Source organism: Streptomyces sp. SL06 (assembly GCF_058244745.1).
The window spans coordinates 2,031,901-2,051,390 of record NZ_JBSYOT010000002.1 but is presented as its reverse complement, the minus strand read 5'-3'; the positions used below and the strand labels follow the sequence as shown (position 1 = coordinate 2,051,390).

13 protein-coding genes are annotated in these 19,490 nt (G+C 72.7%); 10 read left to right on the top strand and 3 right to left on the bottom strand.

Features of this window, described 5'->3' with window-relative positions:
* Positions 1-83: 83 nt before the first annotated feature.
* Positions 84-1,673, top strand: a complete 1,590-nt coding sequence (gene serA / locus AC4IHM_RS09150) for a phosphoglycerate dehydrogenase (protein ID WP_490866566.1) — start codon at positions 84-86, stop codon at positions 1,671-1,673.
* A gap of 50 nt (positions 1,674-1,723) precedes the next feature.
* Here the strand turns inward: serA and AC4IHM_RS09145 are convergent, their stop codons facing one another.
* A complete protein-coding gene (locus tag AC4IHM_RS09145; protein WP_490866565.1) occupies positions 1,724-3,289 on the bottom strand; it encodes an MFS transporter in 1,566 nt (521 codons plus the stop codon).
* Positions 3,290-3,380: 91 nt separating this feature from the next.
* Between AC4IHM_RS09145 and AC4IHM_RS09140 the strand changes: the two genes are divergently transcribed.
* Positions 3,381-3,974 (top strand): TetR/AcrR family transcriptional regulator, encoded by a 594-nt coding sequence (locus AC4IHM_RS09140; protein WP_490866564.1) that lies wholly within the window; start codon positions 3,381-3,383, stop codon positions 3,972-3,974.
* Positions 3,975-3,993: 19 nt separating this feature from the next.
* On the opposite strand, the gene AC4IHM_RS09135 is transcribed toward AC4IHM_RS09140, so the two are convergent.
* Positions 3,994-5,514, bottom strand: coding sequence for an FAD-dependent monooxygenase (locus AC4IHM_RS09135; protein WP_490866563.1), 1,521 nt, complete (start codon positions 5,512-5,514; stop codon positions 3,994-3,996).
* 291 nt (positions 5,515-5,805) lie between these two features.
* On the opposite strand from AC4IHM_RS09135, the gene AC4IHM_RS09130 reads away from it, so the two are divergent.
* A complete protein-coding gene (locus AC4IHM_RS09130; protein WP_490866562.1) occupies positions 5,806-9,078 on the top strand; it encodes an ATP-binding protein in 3,273 nt (1,090 codons plus the stop codon).
* Here the strand turns inward: AC4IHM_RS09130 and AC4IHM_RS09125 are convergent.
* On the bottom strand, positions 9,059-10,357 hold the full coding sequence (locus AC4IHM_RS09125; protein WP_490866561.1) for a PucR family transcriptional regulator: 1,299 nt from the start codon (positions 10,355-10,357) through the stop codon (positions 9,059-9,061). The genes AC4IHM_RS09130 and AC4IHM_RS09125 overlap by 20 nt on opposite strands.
* 164 nt (positions 10,358-10,521) lie before the next feature.
* Between AC4IHM_RS09125 and AC4IHM_RS09120 the strand changes: the two genes are divergently transcribed.
* The 7 genes from AC4IHM_RS09120 to AC4IHM_RS09090 all read left to right on the top strand — a co-directional run bounded on the left by AC4IHM_RS09120 (position 10,522) and on the right by AC4IHM_RS09090 (position 19,487).
* The gene (locus AC4IHM_RS09120; RefSeq protein WP_490866560.1) at positions 10,522-11,448 is read left to right on the top strand and encodes a proline dehydrogenase family protein; all 927 of its coding nucleotides are present in this window, start codon (positions 10,522-10,524) and stop codon (positions 11,446-11,448) included.
* Between the two features lie 102 nt (positions 11,449-11,550).
* Positions 11,551-13,191, top strand: a complete 1,641-nt coding sequence (gene pruA / locus AC4IHM_RS09115) for an L-glutamate gamma-semialdehyde dehydrogenase (RefSeq protein ID WP_490866559.1) — start codon at positions 11,551-11,553, stop codon at positions 13,189-13,191.
* Between the two features lie 317 nt (positions 13,192-13,508).
* Complete coding sequence (locus tag AC4IHM_RS09110; protein WP_007444772.1) at positions 13,509-13,640, top strand: hypothetical protein; 132 nt, start codon at positions 13,509-13,511, stop codon at positions 13,638-13,640.
* Between the two features lie 87 nt (positions 13,641-13,727).
* On the top strand, positions 13,728-14,780 hold the full coding sequence (locus AC4IHM_RS09105; protein WP_490866558.1) for a 3-isopropylmalate dehydrogenase: 1,053 nt from the start codon (positions 13,728-13,730) through the stop codon (positions 14,778-14,780).
* Between the two features lie 264 nt (positions 14,781-15,044).
* The gene (locus tag AC4IHM_RS09100; protein WP_490866557.1) at positions 15,045-16,133 is read left to right on the top strand and encodes a branched-chain amino acid aminotransferase; all 1,089 of its coding nucleotides are present in this window, start codon (positions 15,045-15,047) and stop codon (positions 16,131-16,133) included.
* A gap of 374 nt (positions 16,134-16,507) precedes the next feature.
* Complete coding sequence (gene cimA, locus AC4IHM_RS09095) at positions 16,508-18,112, top strand: citramalate synthase (protein ID WP_490866556.1); 1,605 nt, start codon at positions 16,508-16,510, stop codon at positions 18,110-18,112.
* Between the two features lie 73 nt (positions 18,113-18,185).
* Positions 18,186-19,487, top strand: coding sequence for a hypothetical protein (locus tag AC4IHM_RS09090; RefSeq protein ID WP_490866555.1), 1,302 nt, complete (start codon positions 18,186-18,188; stop codon positions 19,485-19,487).
* The last annotated feature ends 3 nt before the right edge of the window (positions 19,488-19,490 follow it).

Genomic DNA, 19,490 nt, shown 5'->3' with positions numbered 1-19,490 from the left:
CGTGCGTCTTCCACGCGGCTAGCAACCCTCCACCGCATGCGGCCGTCGGGACGGCCGTCCGCATTGGACTTGTGAGGACTCACGTGAGCTCGAAACCTGTCGTACTCATCGCTGAAGAGCTGTCGCCCGCGACCGTGGACGCGCTTGGCCCCGACTTCGAGATCCGCCACTGCAACGGCGCGGACCGGGCCGAACTGCTCCCCGCCATCGCCGACGTGGACGCGATCCTGGTCCGCTCGGCCACCAAGGTCGACGCGGAGGCCGTCGCCGCCGCCAAGAAGCTCAAGGTCGTCGCGCGAGCCGGCGTCGGCCTGGACAATGTCGACGTCTCCGCCGCCACCAAGGCCGGCGTGATGGTCGTCAACGCCCCGACCTCCAACATCGTGACCGCAGCCGAGCTGGCCTGCGGTCTGCTCGTCGCCACCGCCCGCAACATCCCGCAGGCCAACGCCGCGCTCAAGAACGGCGAGTGGAAGCGCAGCAAGTACACCGGTGTCGAGCTGGCCGAGAAGACCCTCGGCGTCGTGGGCCTCGGCCGCATCGGCGCCCTGGTCGCGCAGCGCATGTCGGCCTTCGGCATGAAGGTCGTCGCCTACGACCCCTACGTGCAGCCCGCGCGGGCCGCGCAGATGGGCGTCAAGGTCCTCTCGCTGGACGAGCTGCTGGAGGTCTCCGACTTCATCACCGTCCACCTGCCCAAGACCCCCGAGACCCTCGGTCTCATCGGCGACGAGGCGCTGCGCAAGGTCAAGCCGAGCGTCCGCATCGTCAACGCCGCGCGCGGCGGCATCGTCGACGAGGAGGCGCTGTACTCGGCGCTCAAGGAGGGCCGCGTCGCCGGCGCCGGTCTGGACGTGTACGCGAAGGAGCCCTGCACGGACTCGCCGCTGTTCGAGTTCGACCAGGTGGTCTGTACCCCGCACCTCGGCGCCTCCACCGACGAGGCCCAGGAGAAGGCCGGTATCGCCGTCGCCAGGTCGGTCCGCCTCGCCCTCGCCGGTGAGCTGGTCCCCGACGCGGTGAACGTGCAGGGCGGTGTCATCGCCGAGGACGTCAAGCCGGGCCTGCCGCTCGCCGAGCGCCTCGGCCGCATCTTCACCGCGCTCGCCGGAGAGGTCGCGGTCCGCCTCGATGTCGAGGTGTACGGCGAGATCACCCAGCACGACGTGAAGGTGCTGGAGCTGTCCGCCCTCAAGGGTGTCTTCGAGGATGTCGTCGACGAGACCGTGTCGTACGTCAACGCCCCGCTGTTCGCCCAGGAGCGCGGCGTCGAGGTCCGGCTGACCACCAGCTCGGAGTCGCCCGAGCACCGCAATGTGGTCACCGTGCGCGGCACCCTCGCGGACGGCGAGGAGGTGTCGGTCTCCGGCACGCTGGCCGGCCCGAAGCACCTCCAGAAGATCGTCGCCGTCGGTGAGTACGACGTGGACCTCGCCCTCGCCGACCACATGGTCGTCCTGCGCTACGAAGACCGTCCCGGCGTCGTCGGCACCGTCGGCCGCGTGCTCGGCGAGGCCGGCATCAACATCGCCGGCATGCAGGTCGCCCGTGCCACCGTGGGCGGCGAGGCGCTGGCCGTGCTGACCGTGGACGACACGGTGCCCCCCGGGGTGCTGACGGAGGTCTCGGCGGAGATCGGCGCGACCTCGGCCCGGTCGGTCAACCTCGTCTGAGGCGACCGTCCCCTCGGAGGGACCGTCAGGGCCCCGGACGGGCCTCTTCCTCAAGCGCCGGACGGGCTGAGCTGGTCAGCCTGTCCGGCGTTCGGCGTGCGGGGCTCCTCGCGCACCCTGATCCGGCGCAGGGTCACCGACGCCAGTACCGCCGCGGCGGCGAGTATCACCGCGCCCGCGATCGCCGCCCCCCGCATCCCCTGCGTGAACGCCTCCCGCGCCGCCGTCGCCAGGGCGTCTCCCGCGCGCTCGGGCAACCGGTCGGCGACGGCCAGCGCGCCGCCCAGCGTCTCGTGGGCCGCGTCCGGTGCGGACGCCGGCATCCGGTGGCGGTAGACGGCGGTGCCGATGGAGCCGAGGACCGCCATGCCGAGCGCCCCGCCGAACTCCGTGCCGGTCTCCATCAGCGAGGACGCCGCGCCCGCCCGCTCGGCCGGGACCGTGCCCAGGGCGAGGTCCATCAGCTGGGACATCACCATGACGATCCCGGAGGCGAGGACACCGCAGGCGACCAGCACCAGCCACATCGAGTCCGTACTGGCGAGGGCCAGCAGTCCGTAGCCGCTCGCGGCGATCGCGAAACCGGCGGTGACGACATGGGCGCGCGGCACGCCCCTGTGCACCAGCGCGGTCGTCGCGGGGGCCGCCAGAGCGATCGGCACCGAGGGCAGCAGCGCCCACAGGGCGGCCTCCAGCGCGCTCCTGCCGAGCACCGACTGCAGATACTGCGTGGTGAAGAACGCCGAGCCCATCATCCCGAACGCGGTGACGAGGTTCAGGCCGACGGCGGGGGCGAAGCCGCGTCCGCGGAACAGGGCCGGGGAGATCATCGGTGCGGCGGCCGTGCGCTGCCGGTGCACGAACAGCGCCGCGAACAGCAGGCCGACGGTGACCGAGACGACGTACCGGACGTTCCAGCCCTCGGAGGGGATCTCCTTGAGGCCGTAGACGACGGGCAGCACGGCGGCCATCGACAGGGGGACGCTCGCCCGGTCGAAGCGGCCCGGGGCGGGGTCCTTCGACTCGGGCAGCAGGAACGGGCCGAGGACCAGCAGGAGCGCCATCGCGGGCAGGTTGACCAGGAAGACCGAGCCCCACCAGAAGTACTGCACGAGTACGCCGCTCAGTACCGAGCCGAGCGCGACCCCGGCCGTCATCACGCCCGACCACAGCGCGATCGCCTTCGCCCGCTGGGCGGGGTCGGTGAACATCGTGCGCACCAGGGCCAGCGTCGACGGCATCAGGGTCGCGCCGCCGATGCCGAGCACCGCGCGGGCGGCGATCAGGGTCTCGGCGCTGTTCGCGTACGCCGCCACCAGGGAGGCCGCGCCGAAGGCCGCCGCGCCGCACAGCAGCAGCCTGCGCCGGCCGACGCGGTCGCCCAGGGAGCCCATCGTCATCAGCAGACCGGCCAGGACGAACCCGTAGATGTCGAAGATCCAGAGCTGTTGGGTGCCGCTCGGCTCCAGGTCGGCGCTGATCGCCGGGATGGCGAAGTAGAGGACGGAGACGTCCATCGAGACCAGCAGGAGCGGAAGCATCAGCACGGCCAGCGCGGTCCATTCACGGCGGCCGGCCAGGGACGGGTCGGTTGTCATGCCGGAGACTGTACGCATGTCTTATACGGCTGTCTAGAACGAGCGTGTAGGACATTCGTATAAGACCCCCGTATGGGACGCCTGTATGGATCGGCGGTAGGGTGGCGTCATGGGACACCGTGAGGATCTGCTCGAAGGCGCCAAGCGCTGCCTGCTGGAGAGGGGCTTCGCGCGCACGACCGCGCGGGACATCGTCAGGGAGTCGGGGACCAACCTCGCGTCCATCGGCTACCACTACGGCTCGAAGGACGCGCTGCTCGCACAGGCGTACGTGTCACTGGTCGAGCGACTGGGCGACGCCTTCGAGGGGGACGGGACCGCGCTGAGCGAGACCGAACCCGGATCCGTCGAGCGGTTCAAGGAGGTCTGGTCCAACATCATCGGCACCATGCGGGAGCCCGGTTCGCTGTGGGGCCTCAGCATGGAGGTCCTGGTCATGGGCGACCGGATGCCGGAGGTGCGCGACCATCTGGCGCGGGCCCAGCGGGAGGCCGGGCGCGGTCTCGTCCCCCTGCTCATGGGCGGCCGGGAGGAGGATGTCTCGGACGAGACGGCGGACACCCTCGGCATGTTCTACGTGACCCTGTTGACGGGCCTCGTCGCGCAGTGGACCTTCGACCCGAAGACCGCGCCCGAGGCCGGACCCCTGACCGACGGACTCCGCCGGGTGATCGAGGCCGCGGCGGGGGACACCACGCCGTGAGCGCTCGCCGGCGGGATCCTCACCTGCCCGGCTCACCGAGCCAGCGGCGCGCCGCACTCTCGAACGCCGCACGGTCGGGGACGCGGTCACCCGCCCAGACGACCGTGCCGTCCGGGCGGACCAGCACGGCACCCGATCCGAGGTCGTTCCTCGCCGGCCCGGCCGCATACCGTATCCGGTCGCCCCAGGCCGCCGCGGGACCGCGCAGGGCCTCCTCGTCGCCGAAGTCGAGCACGACCGCGCGCCCGTCCCGCATCAGCTCGCCGAGGCGCGTGCCGTCCTTGAGACGCAGTTCCGGGGCGTTGCGCCCGACCAGCGGATGCTCGTCGCCGAGGTCGTAGCGGTTCGACAGCCCCGAGGTCCTCCCGAACACATAGGTCGTCCCGTCACGGGTCCCGAGCAGGTCGCGCAGCACTGCCCGGACCGCCTGGGCGTGCGGGTCCGGCTTCATGACGGCGGTCTGGGCACGCGTCCAGTCGAGCACGTCGGCGCCGATCGGACGGCGTTCCCGGGTGTAGGTGTCGAGGAGCCCCTCCGGTGCGCTCCCGTGCACGGTCGCCGCGAGCTTCCAGCCCAGGTTCATGGCGTCGCCGAGACCGAGGTTGAGCCCCTGTGCCCCGAGGGGGGAGTGGATGTGGGCGGAGTCGCCCGCGAGCAGGATCCGCCCCTGCCGGTAGGTCGTCGTCTGCATCGCCCGGTCGGTGAAGCTCGACGCGAGACGGACGTCGGTCAGCGTCACGTCGGTGCCGGACACACGGCGCAGAACGGCCTGGAGATGCTCACGGGTCGGCGGCCGCGAGCGGTCGAAGGCGCCGCCGTCGCCGTCCAGCACGGCGACGTACTCCTTCACCTGCGTGCGGAGGTACATGCCGTTGGGCGTCGGGTTGAACCCGGGGCGCAGCTTCTCGGGGTCGGCGATGGTGACGAGCGCGGCGTAGCCGGTGAACTCCGGTTCGGTGCCGACGAACTCGAAGCCCGCGAGCCCTCGCACCGCGCTGCGTCCGCCGTCGCAGCCGACCAGCCAGCGTGCCGGGTACGTGTCCTCACCGGACCGCGCGACGACCCCCTCTTCGTCCTGCGCGACGGCCGAGACCGTGACGCCGCGCCTGATCTCCACGCCGAGCGCGGACGCCCGCTCGGCCAGCACCGCCTCGACCGCTTCGAGGCTCGTCATCACGCCCTGCGACCCCGGGCTGGGCAGCAGGAAGGGCAGGGCGGCGACATCGACGTCGGCCGGATTGAGCATCATGCCGGCGAAGTGGCCCACGCCACGGGGAGGCGACGGCTCGTCCGCGTCGGAGTCCGCGTCCGGATCGCCGTCGACGCCCGAGGCGGTCAGCAGCGTGCGCAGCATCCCGCGGCGGTAGAACGCCTCGACCGACGCGGCGGACAGGCCCCGCATCCCGAGCGGGTTGGCCTTCCAGGGGGAAGAGGGCTCCGTCTCACGTTCGAGCACCAGGACGGAGCAGCCCGCGAGGCCCAGCTCACAGGCGAGGAGCAGGCCGACCGGGCCGGCTCCCACGATCAGTACGTCATGCATGAGGGCTTCTCTCTTCGATGGGCGATGGGCGATGGGCGATGGGCCGGTGGGCCGATGGCAGGTCCACGCGGCCGGAGCCGCTTCCGGGGGACGGTGTGCCCCGGCCGGCCGGCTGCGGAATGCCCGGCACTCGCAGACTGACGGAGACCGCTCACACGGCGCGCACACGGCGCTGACAGCGGCGCACACGACGCTGACACGCCGGTCGCGCCCGCCGCCGTGACCCGGCGGCGCGGGTGAGGGCCGGGCGCTGGTTTGGGGAGTCGAGGGTGTGCGCGGGAGGATGGGCGGATGGACGGGGACGCGCGGCTGGGCATCAGGTTGCTCGGGGCCTTCGAGGTGTCCCGCGGCGAAGCCGCCCTGCCCGTTCGGGGCGCGCGCCTGCGGGGGCTGCTCGCCCGGCTGGCGCTCGCGGGCGGTCGCCCGGTCGCCCGGGACGCCCTGGTCGACGCGGTCTGGGCCGAGGATCCGCCGGCCGACGCCGCCCACGCGCTGCAAGCACTCGTCTCCCGGCTGCGCCGGATCCTCGGCTCGGCCGACGGCGTCGCGCGGATGGCGGGCGGCTACCGGCTCGACGTGGCCGCGGCCGACGTGGACGCGCTCCGGTTCGAGCGGCTGGCCGAGACCGGCCGGGACCGCCTGCGGGCCGGCGACCCGAACACCGCGGCGGCCGTGCTCGGCGAGGCCGTGGCGCTGTGGGGCGATCACCCCGCCACCGAGCCCACGGCCGTCGCCGCGGTGGCGCCCGCCGCCGCGACCCGGCTGGCCCACGTCTCGGCCGAGGCCGTCGCCGACCTCGCCGACGCCGAGCTGTCCCTCGGCCGGGCCGACGAGGCCGCCGCCCGCCTGACCGCCCTGCTCGCCGGGCACCCCGTTCACGAGCGGGCCGCCGCCCTGCTCATGGACGCGCTCGCCGCCCGGGGACGCCGGGCCGAGGCCCTGGCCCTGTACGAGCGCGTCCGCGAGACCCTGGCCGACGACCTCGGCACCGACCCGGGCGCCGCCCTGCGCGAGCGCCACCTGAGCCTGCTGCGCGCCGAGCCGCCCGCCCCGCAGGCCGCCAGGACCGGGCCGGGCAACCTGCCCGTGCCGCTGACCGGCCTCGTCGGACGCGACGACGACCTCGCCCGGATCGGCACGCTGCTCACCGCCGGGCGCCTGGTCACCGTGCTGGGTCCCGGCGGCGCCGGCAAGACCCGGCTCGCCGTCGAGGCCGCCCACCGCCACCGCCACGAGTACCGCGACGGCGTCTGGATGACCGACCTCGCCTCGGTCACCGAGCCGGACAAGGTCGGCGCCGCCCTGCTCGCCGGGACCGGTCCGCGCGGCGGCGCGATGTTCGACGCGCGCACCCGGATCGAGGGCGACGAGCCGGACCTGCTCGTCCACCTGCTCGACGGCCGGGAGAGCCTGCTGCTGGTCGACAACTGCGAGCACCTGATCGACGCCGTGGCCCACCTGGTCACCACCCTGCTGTCCCGCTGCTCCGGGCTGCGCGTGCTCGCCACCAGCCGCGAACCCCTCGCGGTCGAGGGCGAGGCGCTCGTGCCGCTCGGCCCGCTCGCGCTGCCCGGCCCGGACGCCGGCGTCGAGGAGGCCCGTACGGCGGCCTCGGTACGGCTGTTCACCGAGCGGGCCGCGGCCGTACGCCCCGGTTTCGAGGTCGACGGCACGACGCTGCCCCGGGTCCGGCAGGTGGTCCGCGGCCTGGACGGGATGCCGCTCGCGCTCGAACTGGCCGCGGCCCGGCTGCGGACGCTCTCCCTGCCCGAACTCGCCGACGGGCTCTCCGACCGGTTCCGGCTGCTCACCACCGGCAGCCGCACCGCGCTGCCCCGGCACCGCACGCTGCGCGCGGTCATCGCCTGGAGCTGGGACCTGCTGAGCGAGCACGAGCGCACGGTCGCCGACCGCGTCGCGGCCCTGCCCGGCGGAGTCACGCCCGCCTCGGCCACCGCGGTCTCGGCCGGCACCGCGGTGCCGGCCGCCGACATCCCCGAACTGCTCGCCGCCCTGGTCGACCGGTCGCTGCTCCGGCTCGCGCCCGACCCGGGCCGCTACCGCATGCTGGAGACGCTGCGCGAGTACGGCACCGGCCGGCTGGCCGCGGCGGGCGAACTCGACGCCGTCCGCGACCTGGCCGCCGACCACTTCGCCGCGCTGATGGCCCGGCACGACCCGCGGCTGCGCGGGCCCGGCCAGCTGGCGTCCATGCGGGTCGTCGACGCCGAGTACGACAACACCCTGGCCGCCCTGCGCAGGCGGTGCGAGACCGGGAACGCCCCCGGCGCCCTCTCCCTCGCCCTGAACCTGACCTGGTACTGGCAGATGCTCGGCCGGCACCCCGACGCGGCCCACTGGCTGGGCGAGGCACTGGCCGTACCCGGCGACGCGCCCACGGCGGACCGCGACCGCGCCCGCGCCATCCGCCTGCTCCACCGGCCCGCCACCCGGCGGGACAGGACCGCCGAGGAGATCGCGGAGGACCGGGCCGGGACCCGCGAACTGGCCGCCCGGCTGCTCGCCCGCCCCGAGTCGCCGGGCCCCCACGGCGCGCTCGCCGCCATCTCGCTCGCGTTCCTCCAGGGGGAGAGGACCACGCCCGCGATCGTCGAGCGCCTGGTCGACGGCGACGACGTGTGGCTGTCCGGGCTGGCCCGCATGTTCCGGGCGCAGTTCGCCGAGAACGCGGGCGAACTGGACCGCGCCCGCACCGACGTGGAGGCGTCCCTGGTCTGCTTCCGGCAGGCAGGCGACCGCTGGGGCCGGGCGAACGTGCTGCCGGTGCGCGCCCAGTTGCGCCAGTACGACGGCGATCTCGACGGCGCGCTGGCCGATCTGCGCGAGTCCCGGTCGCTGGCCGGCGAGTTCGGCTCGCGGAGCCTCGCCGGTGAGGTGCTCGGCGACCTGCGCTGGATCGACCTGTACCTGCGACGCGGGGACACCGACCTGGTGATCGCGCTGATCGACTCGGCCCGGGAACGGGCGCTGCGCACGAAATCGCCCGGGATGCCCTTCCTCGTCGACGCCCTGGAGGCCGTCCTGCGGCTGCGGCTCGGCGACCTGGACCGGGCACGGGCACTGCTCGACGGCGCAGAACGGGGTCTGCTCGGCGACATCCCCTTCCCCGGTGACCACGCGCGGACGCTGGTCGGCGGCGTACGGGCCTCGCTCTGCCTGGAGTGCGGCGACCGGACCGGTGCGTGGCGGGCGCTGACGAAGGCGTACGCGGCGGCGCTGGAGACCCGGGACCTGCCGATGCTCTCGCTGGTGACGGTGAACTCGGCCGCGCTCGCCGAGGCGCAGGGGTGGCACCACGAGGCCGCCCTCCTGCTCGGCGCCGCCGCCCGGCTGCGGGGCGCGCACGACCGTACCGACCGGCAGGTGCGCGACCTCACCCGCCGGGGGCGGGCCGCGCTGGGCGAGGAGGCCTTCGCCGCGGCGTACGGCAAGGGCTGGGAGCTGGACGCGAGGACGGCCGTGACCGAGGCCGACCCGGCCCGGCTGTCCCCGGAACCCGGGCCGCGGGGCCACCCGGGAGCCACTACAGACGGTGGGCCTTGAGCGCCATGTGCAGCAGCAGCCGGTCCTCGCCGTCGGCCAGGTCCAGGCCCGTGAGCTGCTCCACCCGCGACAGCCGGTAGTACAGCGTCTGGCGGTGGATGCCCAGCTCGGCCGCGGTGCGCCCGGCCTGGCCCGCGCGGTCCAGGTAGACCTCGGCGGTGCGGGCCAGCTCGCGGTGGGTGGGGGAGAGCAGCGCCCGTACGGCGGGATCGCGGGCGGCGTGCGGGGGCAGGGCGGTCAGCAGGCGGAACGGGCCGATGGACGTCCACTCCGCGACCGGCCCGAACCGCCCCTCGGCCCGCGCCGCCCGCGCCGCGGCCGCCGCCTCCCCCCAGGCCGCCCCCAACTCCACCAGCCCCACCCGCGGCCCGGAGATCCCAGCGGCGACACCGACCCCGGCTGCCCGGTCAGCCCCGCCACCACCGGTTGCCCCGCCAGCCACACCGGCGCCGCTCGCCCCGGCAGCCCCGCCCACCCCCCATGCCCGCTCCAGCAGTCGTCCCGCCGCTGATGTCGCCGGGGTCACCGCGTCCGCCGTGCGGAGTCGGACCAGTAGGGCCAGTGCGTGGCCCGCGGTGCCCCAGGGGACCGTGCACAGGGCCGTCGCGCCCGGCACCGTACGGACCGAGGGCGCGTCGTCGGGATCGGCCGACGGCCAGGGTGCCACGCACACCACCGCGTGCGGGGTGTCCGCGCGGGCGCCGAGCGCGGTGCGCAGCTCCGCCACGGCCATGTCCCGCTGCCAGTCCCGCTCGGCGGTCAGCACCGCCCTCAGCTCCCGGCTCAGGTCCGCGCCGTGCTGCGCCTCGTCCGCGAGCAGTGCGCCGATCCGGGCCGTGACCTCCATCGCCGCGGTCAGTTGCCGCTCGGTCGGGCCGGGGTCGGTGTCCAGGAGCCACACATAGCCGAGGACCACCCCCCGATGCCGGACCGGCAGACAGGTGCGCCCCCGGTACACCCCCGCCTCCGGGGTCGGCGGGATACGGACCGGACCGGTCGCGCGGGTGATGCCGAAGCTCTCGAACCAGGACCGCACCGCCGCCGTGGAGCGCCGGGTCAGGATCGAGCGGGTGCGCACCGGGTCGAGCGCGGAGGGATCGAGGTCGCCCTCGCTGTCGTACGCGCCGAAGGCGATCAGCTCGAAGTCGCGGTTCTCCAGGGTCGCCGGAGCGCCCAGCAGCTCCGAGATCTCGTCGACCAGCTCCTGGTAGTCGCCGCCGGGTCCCCCGGAGCCTGTGGAACCTCTGGAATCCGACATCACTCGGCCATTTTGCCGCATTCGCGCCCGCCCTTCATACATCTGTCTGAGATCTGCGGCACGGATGCGTGACAGCTGTCGATGGCCGACGATCGGGGGGATCCTTAGATTTCACGGTGGTTCTCCGTGCCGTTCCCGAATCGTCGGGGAGCGGCCGTGTGTTGGTCGGCAAGTGGAGGTGCCCCGTGCTGGGTCCCGTGATTCTGGCCGCGTCGCGCAGCGACCGGATGCGTCGTCTGGTCTCGGCCGCGCCCGTGACCAAGCCGGTCGTCGACCGGTTCATCCCCGGCGAGACGGTCGACGAGATCGTGCCGATCGTCCGCAGCCTCACCGACCGGGGCCTGGACCTGACCATGGACGTCGTCGGCGAGGACATCACGACCCCCGCACAGGCCGAGGCCGCCCGGGACGCCTACCTGGAGCTGATCGACCGGCTCAAGCCGCTGGACCTCGGCACCCGCGCCGAGATGTCGGTCAAGCTGTCCATGTTCGGCCAGGCGCTGGACGGCGGCCACGAGCTGGCCCTGAAGAACGTCCGCCCGGTCGTCGAGGCCGCCGCGGAGATCGGCACCACGGTCACCCTCGACGCCGAGGACCACACCACCCTCGACTCGATGTTCGCCATCCACGAGGAACTGCGCGGGGACTTCCCGCAGACCGGCTGCGTCATCCAGGCCTACCTCTTCCGCACCGAGGCCGACGCACGACGCCTGGCCGACAGCGGCTCTCGCGTACGGTTGGTGAAGGGCGCCTACAAGGAGCCCGCAGAGGTCGCGTACCAGCAGCGCCACGAGATCGACAAGGCGTACGTGCGCATCCTGCGCACCCTGATGGAGGGCGAGGGCTACCCGATGATCGGGTCGCACGACCCCCGCCTGATCTCCATCGCCCAGGAGCTGGCCCGCACCGCCGGGCGCAAGCTCGACGAGTACGAGTTCCAGATGCTCTACGGCATCCGCGGCGACGAGCACCTGCGGCTGGCCGCCGAGGGCCACCGCATGCGCGTCTACACCGCCTACGGCACCGACTGGTACGGCTACTTCATGCGCCGTCTGGCGGAGAAGCCGGCGAACCTCCGGTTCTTCGCGCGGAGTGTGGTCGGCCGTGGCTGACACGGTCGGACCAACCTCCGGTTCTTCGCCCGTTCCATCGTCACCGAGGGCTGAGCCCGCACCCGCTCGTACAACCCGCTCAGTTAAGGAGTAACGGAACCCATGGACGCTGTGACCCAGGTCCCCACCCCCGTCAACGAGCCCGTGCACGGATACGCCCCCGGTTCCCCGGAGCGCGCCCGCCTGGAGGAGAAGCTCCGGTACCTCGCCGACAACCCCGTCGATCTGCCCTGCACCATCGGCGGTGTCAGGCGGCTGGGCGGCGGCGAGCGCTTCGACGTCGTGCAGCCGCACAACCACAAGGCGCGCCTTGGCACCTACGCGAACGCCACCCGCCAGGACGCCCGGGACGCGATCGACGCCGCCCTGGCCGCCGCCCCCGCCTGGCGCGCGATGTCCTTCGACGACCGCGCGGCGATCATCCTGCGCGCCGCCGAACTGCTGTCCGGACCGTGGCGCGAGACCATCGCCGCCTCCACCATGCTCGGCCAGTCCAAGACGGCCCAGCAGGCGGAGATCGACAGCCCGTGCGAGCTGGTCGACTTCTGGCGCTTCAACGTCCACTACGCCCGGGGCATCCTGGCCGAGCAGCCCCCGGCCAACTCCCCGGGCGTGTGGAACCGCATGGACCACCGCCCGCTGGAGGGCTTCGTCTACGCGATCACGCCCTTCAACTTCAGCGCGATCGCGGCCAACCTGCCCACCGCGCCCGCCCTGATGGGCAACGTGGTGGTCTGGAAGCCGTCCCCGACCCAGACCCACGCCGCCGTGCTGCTCATGCGGCTCCTGGAGGAGGCCGGGCTGCCCAAGGGCGTCATCAACCTCGTCACCGGTGACGGCATCGAGGTCTCCGAGGTCGCCCTGGAGCACCGCGACCTCGCGGGCATCCACTTCACCGGTTCGACCAGGACCTTCCAGCACCTGTGGAAGACCGTCGGCAACAACATCGAGAAGTACCGCACCTACCCGCGCCTGGTCGGCGAGACCGGCGGCAAGGACTTCCTGGTCGCCCACCCGAGTGCCGACCGCGCCGTGCTGAAGACCGCGCTGACCCGCGGTGCCTTCGAGTACCAGGGCCAGAAGTGCAGCGCCACCTCCCGCGCGTACATCCCGGCGTCCATCTGGAACGACGGATTCAAGGAGGAGTTCGCCGCCGAGGTCGACTACCTCACCATGGGTGACGTCACCGACCTGTCGAACTTCATGGGCGCCGTCATCGACGAGCGGTCCTTCGCCAAGAACAAGGCCGCGATCGACCGCGCCAAGGCGGACGAGACCTGCACGATCGTCGCGGGCGGCTCCTACGACGACTCGGTCGGCTACTTCGTGCGCCCGACGGTCGTCCAGTGCACCGACCCCGAGAACGAGGTCTTCCGCACCGAGTACTTCGGCCCGTTCCTCGCCGTGTACGTCTACGACGACAGCTCGGCCGACGCGTACGACGAGATGCTGACCCAGATGGAGTCGGTGTCCGACTACGCCCTCACCGGCTCGGTCGTCGCCAACGACCGCGCGGCGGCGGCCCACACGATGGAGAAGCTGCGCTACGCGGCCGGCAACTTCTACATCAACGACAAGTCGACCGGCGCCGTGGTCGGCCAGCAGCCCTTCGGCGGCGGCCGGGCCTCCGGCACCAACGACAAGGCCGGGGCCCCGCAGAACCTCATGCGCTGGACCCTGACCCGCGCCATCAAGGAGACGCTGGTCGCGCCGACCGACTACACCTACCCGCACATGGGCTGACCCCCGCACCCGAAACGCCCGGCGGGCCAGGTCGCACTGACCTGGCCCGCCGGGCGTTTTCGCAGGTCGGGGCCGTGTGACCGAGGGCACTGTCTCAGATAGTAGGAAGCCCGACTAAATGTGGAGACAGACACTCCACGCTCCCTTAGCTTTGTAGGAGCCGAACGTTCCCGCTCGATCGGGCGGATGGCGGTCGTGAGCCGGGCCCCGTGCAGGCAACCCCTGCGGCACCGTGCTTCCCGCCTCTTCCGGTGTCTCGTCGTACCCCCCATGTTTTCTCCGCACTTCCGTGCGCTGCGCCGAAGGAGTCGATTCCCATGGCCGAGACCACCGTCCGCCGCCGAGTCCGCCACCTCTCCCGTACCAGCGACTCGGACCGCAAGAACGCCGCCGCCGCCCTCCAGCGCGCCCTCGACCGCCGGGACAACGGCGGAGCCACCGGCCACTGACGCCGACGGTACGCCGACGGGACCTCGCGGCGTCCGCATGCCGGACGCCGCATGTCATCCCGTGGGACGAGGCGTAGGGTGCGGTCCATGTCGGCAAGCTCTCGCACCCTCAAGCTCGCAGTGATCCCCGGTGACGGCATCGGCCGGGAGGTCGTGGCCGAAGGCCTGAAGATCCTCTCCGCCGTCCTTCCGCAGGACGTGAAGCTGGAGACCAAGGAGTTCGACTTCGGCGCCCGGCGCTACCACGCCACCGGTGAGACCCTCACCGACGCCGACCTCGAAGCCCTCAAGGCGCACGACGCCATCCTGCTCGGCGCGATCGGCGACCCGTCGGTGCCGTCCGGTGTCCTGGAGCGCGGCTTCCTGCTCAAGCTCCGCTTCGCCTTCGACCACCACGTCAACCTGCGCCCCTCCAGGCTCCTGCCGGGTGTCGCCACCCCGCTCGCCGGCGAGCCGCAGATCGACTTCGTCGTCGTCCGCGAGGGCACCGAAGGCCCGTACACAGGCAACGGCGGCACCATCCGCAAGGGCACCGAGCACGAGGTCGCCACCGAGGTCTCCGTCAACACGGCCTACGGTGTCGAGCGCGTCGTCCGCGACGCCTTCGCCCGCGCCCAGGCCCGCCCGCGCAAGAAGCTGGCGCTCATCCACAAGAACAACGTGCTGACCTTCGCGGGGCACCTGTGGACGAACGTCTTCGACAGGGTGGCCGCCGAGTACCCCGAGGTCACCACCGAGTACATGCACGTCGACGCGGCGACGATCTACCTCGTCACCCAGCCCGAGCGCTTCGACGTGATCGTCACCGACAACCTCTTCGGCGACATCATCACCGACCTCGCCGCGGCCGTCTCCGGCGGCATCGGCGTCGCCGCCAGCGGGAACATCAACCCGTCCGGCGAGTTCCCCTCGATGTTCGAGCCGGTGCACGGTTCCGCGCCCGACATCGCCGGCCAGGGCAAGGCCGACCCCACCGCCACGGTCCTGTCCGTCGCCCTGCTGCTGCGCCACCTCGGTCACGAGGCCGAGGCCGCCCGCATCGAGGACGCCGTCGCCGCCGACCTCGGCGAGCGCGGCGGCCTGCCCGCCCGCAGCACCTCCGAGATCGGCGACGCGCTCGCCGTACGAGTAGCCGGCTGACACCCGCCGCGCCACTCGATCGAATCTCCATCGAAGCCGCCGGGTCCGGAAACAAGGCACCCGGCGGCTTTCTCCTGCGTCCGCCAGGTGCGACCATCGACTCCTGGGCCGCATTCACCCCGTTTCATCCGTCGTGGGCCGCGCGCGATAATCGACCGCGAAGCCGCGACACCAGGGAATGCTCGGACGTCCTAGCACCGGCCACCGGCCGTACGGGCGTGACCGCGGCCCGTCACAATCAGAACCGGTGAAGGACATCAACCCATGACGACGCCCACGATCGAGCTCAAGCCCTCCGCCAACCCGCTCTCCGCCGCGGAGCGCCGGGCGATTCTGGCCAACCCCGGGTTCGGCCGCCACTTCACCGACCACATGGTGACGATCAGGTGGACCGAGGGCCGGGGCTGGCACGACGGCCGGCTCGTTCCCTACGCCCCGCTCTCCCTCGACCCGGCCAGCATGGTCCTGCACTACGCGCAGGAGATCTTCGAGGGGCTGAAGGCCTACCGCCGCCCCGACGGCACCGTCGCCACCTTCCGGCCGGAGAAGAACGCGCGGCGCTTCCAGGCCTCCTCGCGCCGGCTCGGCATGCCGGAGCTGCCGGTGGACACGTTCATCGAGGCGTGCGACGCGCTGGTGCGGCAGGACCAGGAGTGGGTCCCGGCACACGGCGGCGAGGAGTCCCTCTATCTGCGGCCCTTCATGATCGCGACCGAGGTCGGCCTGGGCGTGAAGCCGGCCAACGAGTACCTGTTCCTCGTCATCGCCTCCCCGGCCGGCGCCTACTTCCCCGGCGGTCTCAAGCCGGTCTCCATCTGGGTCTCCGAGGACCACGTCCGCGCCGTCCCCGGCGGCATGGGCGACGCCAAGACCGGCGGCAACTACGCGGCCTCCCTGCTCGCCCAGGCCGAGGCCGCCGCCGAGGGCTGCGACCAGGTCTGCTACCTCGACGCGGTCGAGCACCGGTGGATCGAGGAACTGGGCGGCATGAACCTGTACTTCGTGTACGGCGACCGGATCGTCACGCCCGCCCTCACCGGCTCCATCCTGGAGGGCGTCACCCGCGACTCCCTGCTCACCGTCGCCCGCGACCTCGGGTACCAGGCCGAGGAGGGCCGCGTCTCGGTCGAGCAGTGGCAGCGCGACACGGAGAACGGCATCCTCACCGAGGTCTTCGCCTGCGGCACCGCGGCCGTGATCACCCCGGTCGGCACGGTCAAGCGGGCCGGCGCCCAGTGGCAGCAGAGCGGCGGCGAGCCCGGCGAGGTCACCCAGCGGCTGCGCGGCGCCCTGCTGGACATCCAGCGCGGCACGGCCGAGGACAGGCACGGCTGGATGCACCGCCTGGCATGAGGCGCGTCCGACCCGGTGCGGGCCCCGGCCGGGCCCGCACCGGCGCCCGTGGGATCCAGGCCTGATCAGGACGCCCCCCGCTCGCATTCTGAGACGGACGATGAGTAGCGGGACGGAATGTGCGAGACTGCCCCCGTGCTCTCGTTCGCCATGATTATTGGCAGCAGGCGCGCCGGTCCGCAGTGACCGCCACGTACGACCAGGTACGGGCGGACACCGTCGTCCTCGACCCGCGCGCAGACCTCTCGCACCCGCGAGAGGTTTTTCGTTTTCCTGGCCCACACCCAGCCGGGAAGAGAGCGCGAGGGATCACAGATGGACGGTGGAGCCGGTCATTCCGGTAGACCGAGATCCCATACAGGAGCCTTCAGATCATGACCGCAACCAGCGCACTCGACGATTCGTTCCACGTCTTCGACACCACCCTGCGCGACGGCGCGCAGCGCGAGGGCATCAACCTCACGGTCGCGGACAAGCTGGCCATCGCACGGCACCTGGACGACTTCGGGGTGGGCTTCATCGAGGGCGGCTGGCCCGGCGCGAACCCGCGGGACACCGAGTTCTTCGCCCGCGCCCAGCAGGAGATCGAATTCCGCCACGCCCAGCTGGTCGCCTTCGGCTCCACCCGCCGAGCCGGCGCGACCGCCGCCGAGGACCACCAGGTCAAGGCTCTCCTGGAGTCCGGCGCCCAGGTGATCACCCTCGTCGCCAAGTCCCACGACCGGCATGTCGAACTCGCCCTGCGCACCACCCTGGACGAGAACCTCGCGATGGTCGCCGACACCGTCTCCCACCTCAAGGCGCGGGGCCGCAGGGTCTTCGTCGACTGCGAGCACTTCTTCGACGGCTACCGCGCCAACCCCGAGTACGCCAAGTCCGTCGTCCGCGCCGCCGCGCAGGCCGGCGCCGATGTCGTCGTCCTGTGCGACACCAACGGCGGCATGCTCCCGGCGCAGATCCAGGCCGTGGTCGCCACGGTGCTGGCCGACACCGGCGCCCGGCTCGGCATCCACGCCCAGGACGACACCGGCTGCGCCGTCGCCAACACGCTGGCCGCGGTCGACGCGGGCGCGACCCACGTCCAGTGCACGGCCAACGGCTACGGCGAGCGGGTCGGCAACGCCAACCTGTTCCCGGTCGTGGCCGCCCTGGAGCTGAAGTACGGCAAGCAGGTGCTCCCGGAGGGCCGGCTGCGCGAGATGACGCGCATCTCGCACGCCATCGCCGAGGTCGTGAACCTCACCCCCTCCACCCACCAGCCCTACGTCGGTGTCTCCGCCTTCGCCCACAAGGCCGGCCTGCACGCCTCCGCGATCAAGGTCGACCCGGACCTGTACCAGCACATCGATCCCGAGCGGGTCGGCAACACCATGCGGATGCTGGTCTCCGACATGGCCGGCCGCGCCTCCATCGAGCTGAAGGGCAGGGAACTCGGCGTCGACCTCGGCGGCGACCGCGAACTGGTCGGCCGGGTGGTCGAGCGGGTCAAGGAGCGGGAGCTGGCGGGCTACACGTACGAGGCCGCGGACGCGAGCTTCGAGCTGCTGCTGCGCGCCGAGGCCGAGGGCAGGCCGCTGAAGTACTTCGCCGTCGAGTCCTGGCGGGCGATCACCGAGGACCGCCCCGACGGCAGCCACGCCAACGAGGCCACGGTCAAGCTCTGGGCCAAGGGCGAGCGCATCGTGGCCACCGCCGAGGGCAACGGTCCGGTCAACGCCCTGGACCGGACCCTGCGCGTCGCCCTGGAGAAGATCTACCCGGAGCTGGCCAAGCTCGACCTGGTCGACTACAAGGTCCGCATCCTGGAGGGCGTGCACGGCACCCAGTCCACCACCAGGGTCCTCGTCTCCACGAGCGACGGGACGGGGGAGTGGGCCACGGTGGGCGTCGCGGAGAACGTCATCGCCGCCTCGTGGCAGGCCTTGGAGGACGCGTACACGTACGGGCTGCTGCGGGCAGGGGTCGCGCCCGCCGAGTGAGCCGGCCGGCCGCACCGGGTTCCCGATCTCGTACAGATGTCTCAGTGCGGTGGATTCGGGTACGTTCGAACGTATGAAGGACGCCCGCGTACGAGTCCTCATACGCCTCCTGGTCGTGCCGGTCGTCGCCGCGCTGGCGGTGCTGACGGCCGGTGCGCCCGGCGCGCAGGCGGACACCAAGATCTCAGAGATCGGCGCGGCCCTGCGCGAGAGCCCCGTGTACGTGGACCCGGCCGCCTCCGACCTGCTGTCCGAATCGGACGCGCAGGCGCTCGCCGACAAGATCGAGGACGCGGACGAACCCGTCTTCGTGGCGGTCCTGCCGGCCGGCTATCCCACCGAGAACCTCTTCCGCAACCTCCGCACCGAGACCGGCGTCACCGGCCTGTACGGAGTCCGGCTCGGCGACCGCTTCGACGCGCGCGCCGACAGCCGCGTGCTGAGCCGCCAGGGTGTGCAGAACCTGGTGACGGCCGTGCAGGGCGCGGGGGATCCCAAGGCCCAGCTCAACGACTTCGTCGACGACGCGCTGCGCAGTGTGCGCGGCTCCGCACCCTCGTCCTGGAACTCCGGCGGCACCCCGGCAGGCGCCCTGATCACCGCCGGGGCGGTCGTGGTGGTCGGCGGCGCGGGCGTCTACGCGCTCGCCCGGCGAACCCGGCGCCGCCGCGAGGAGGAACAGCGGGCGGCGCTGGAACGGCTGCGGGTGGTGGTCGACGAGGACATCACGGCCTTCGGCGAGGAACTGGACCGCCTGGACTTCCACCCGGCGGAACCGGGTGCCGACGACGCGATGCGCACGGACTACGAACGTGCCCTGGACGCCTACGAGCAGGCCAAGACGTACATGGCGGACGCCCGTGCGCCGGAGGACGTGCGCGCGGTCACCAGGGCATTGGAGGACGGCCGCTTCTCGCTCGCTCGGCTCGCCGCCCGCCGCGAGGGCGGGCCGCTGCCCGAACGCCGCCCGCCCTGCTTCTTCGACCCGCGCCACGGCCCGTCGGTCGCCGATGTCACCTGGACGCCGCCGGGCGGCGCCACCCGCGAGGTTCCGGTCTGCGCCGCCGACCGGGCCCGGCTGTCCGACGGGCGGGACCCGATGATCCGCGAGGTGGACACGGAGCACGGCCGCCGCCCCTACTGGGACGCGGGCCCGGCGTACGGCCCCTGGGCGGGCGGCTACTTCGGCGGCGGCATCCTGCCCGGCCTGCTGGTCGGCACCATGCTGGGCAGCATGATGTCGGGCCCCGCCCACGGCGCCGGGTACGGCGGCGACTTCGGCGGCCACGGGGGCGGTGACGTCTCCGGCGGCGACTTCGACCCCGGCGACTTCGGGGGCGGCTTCGGCGGCGGGGACTTCGGCGGCGGCTTCTGACCC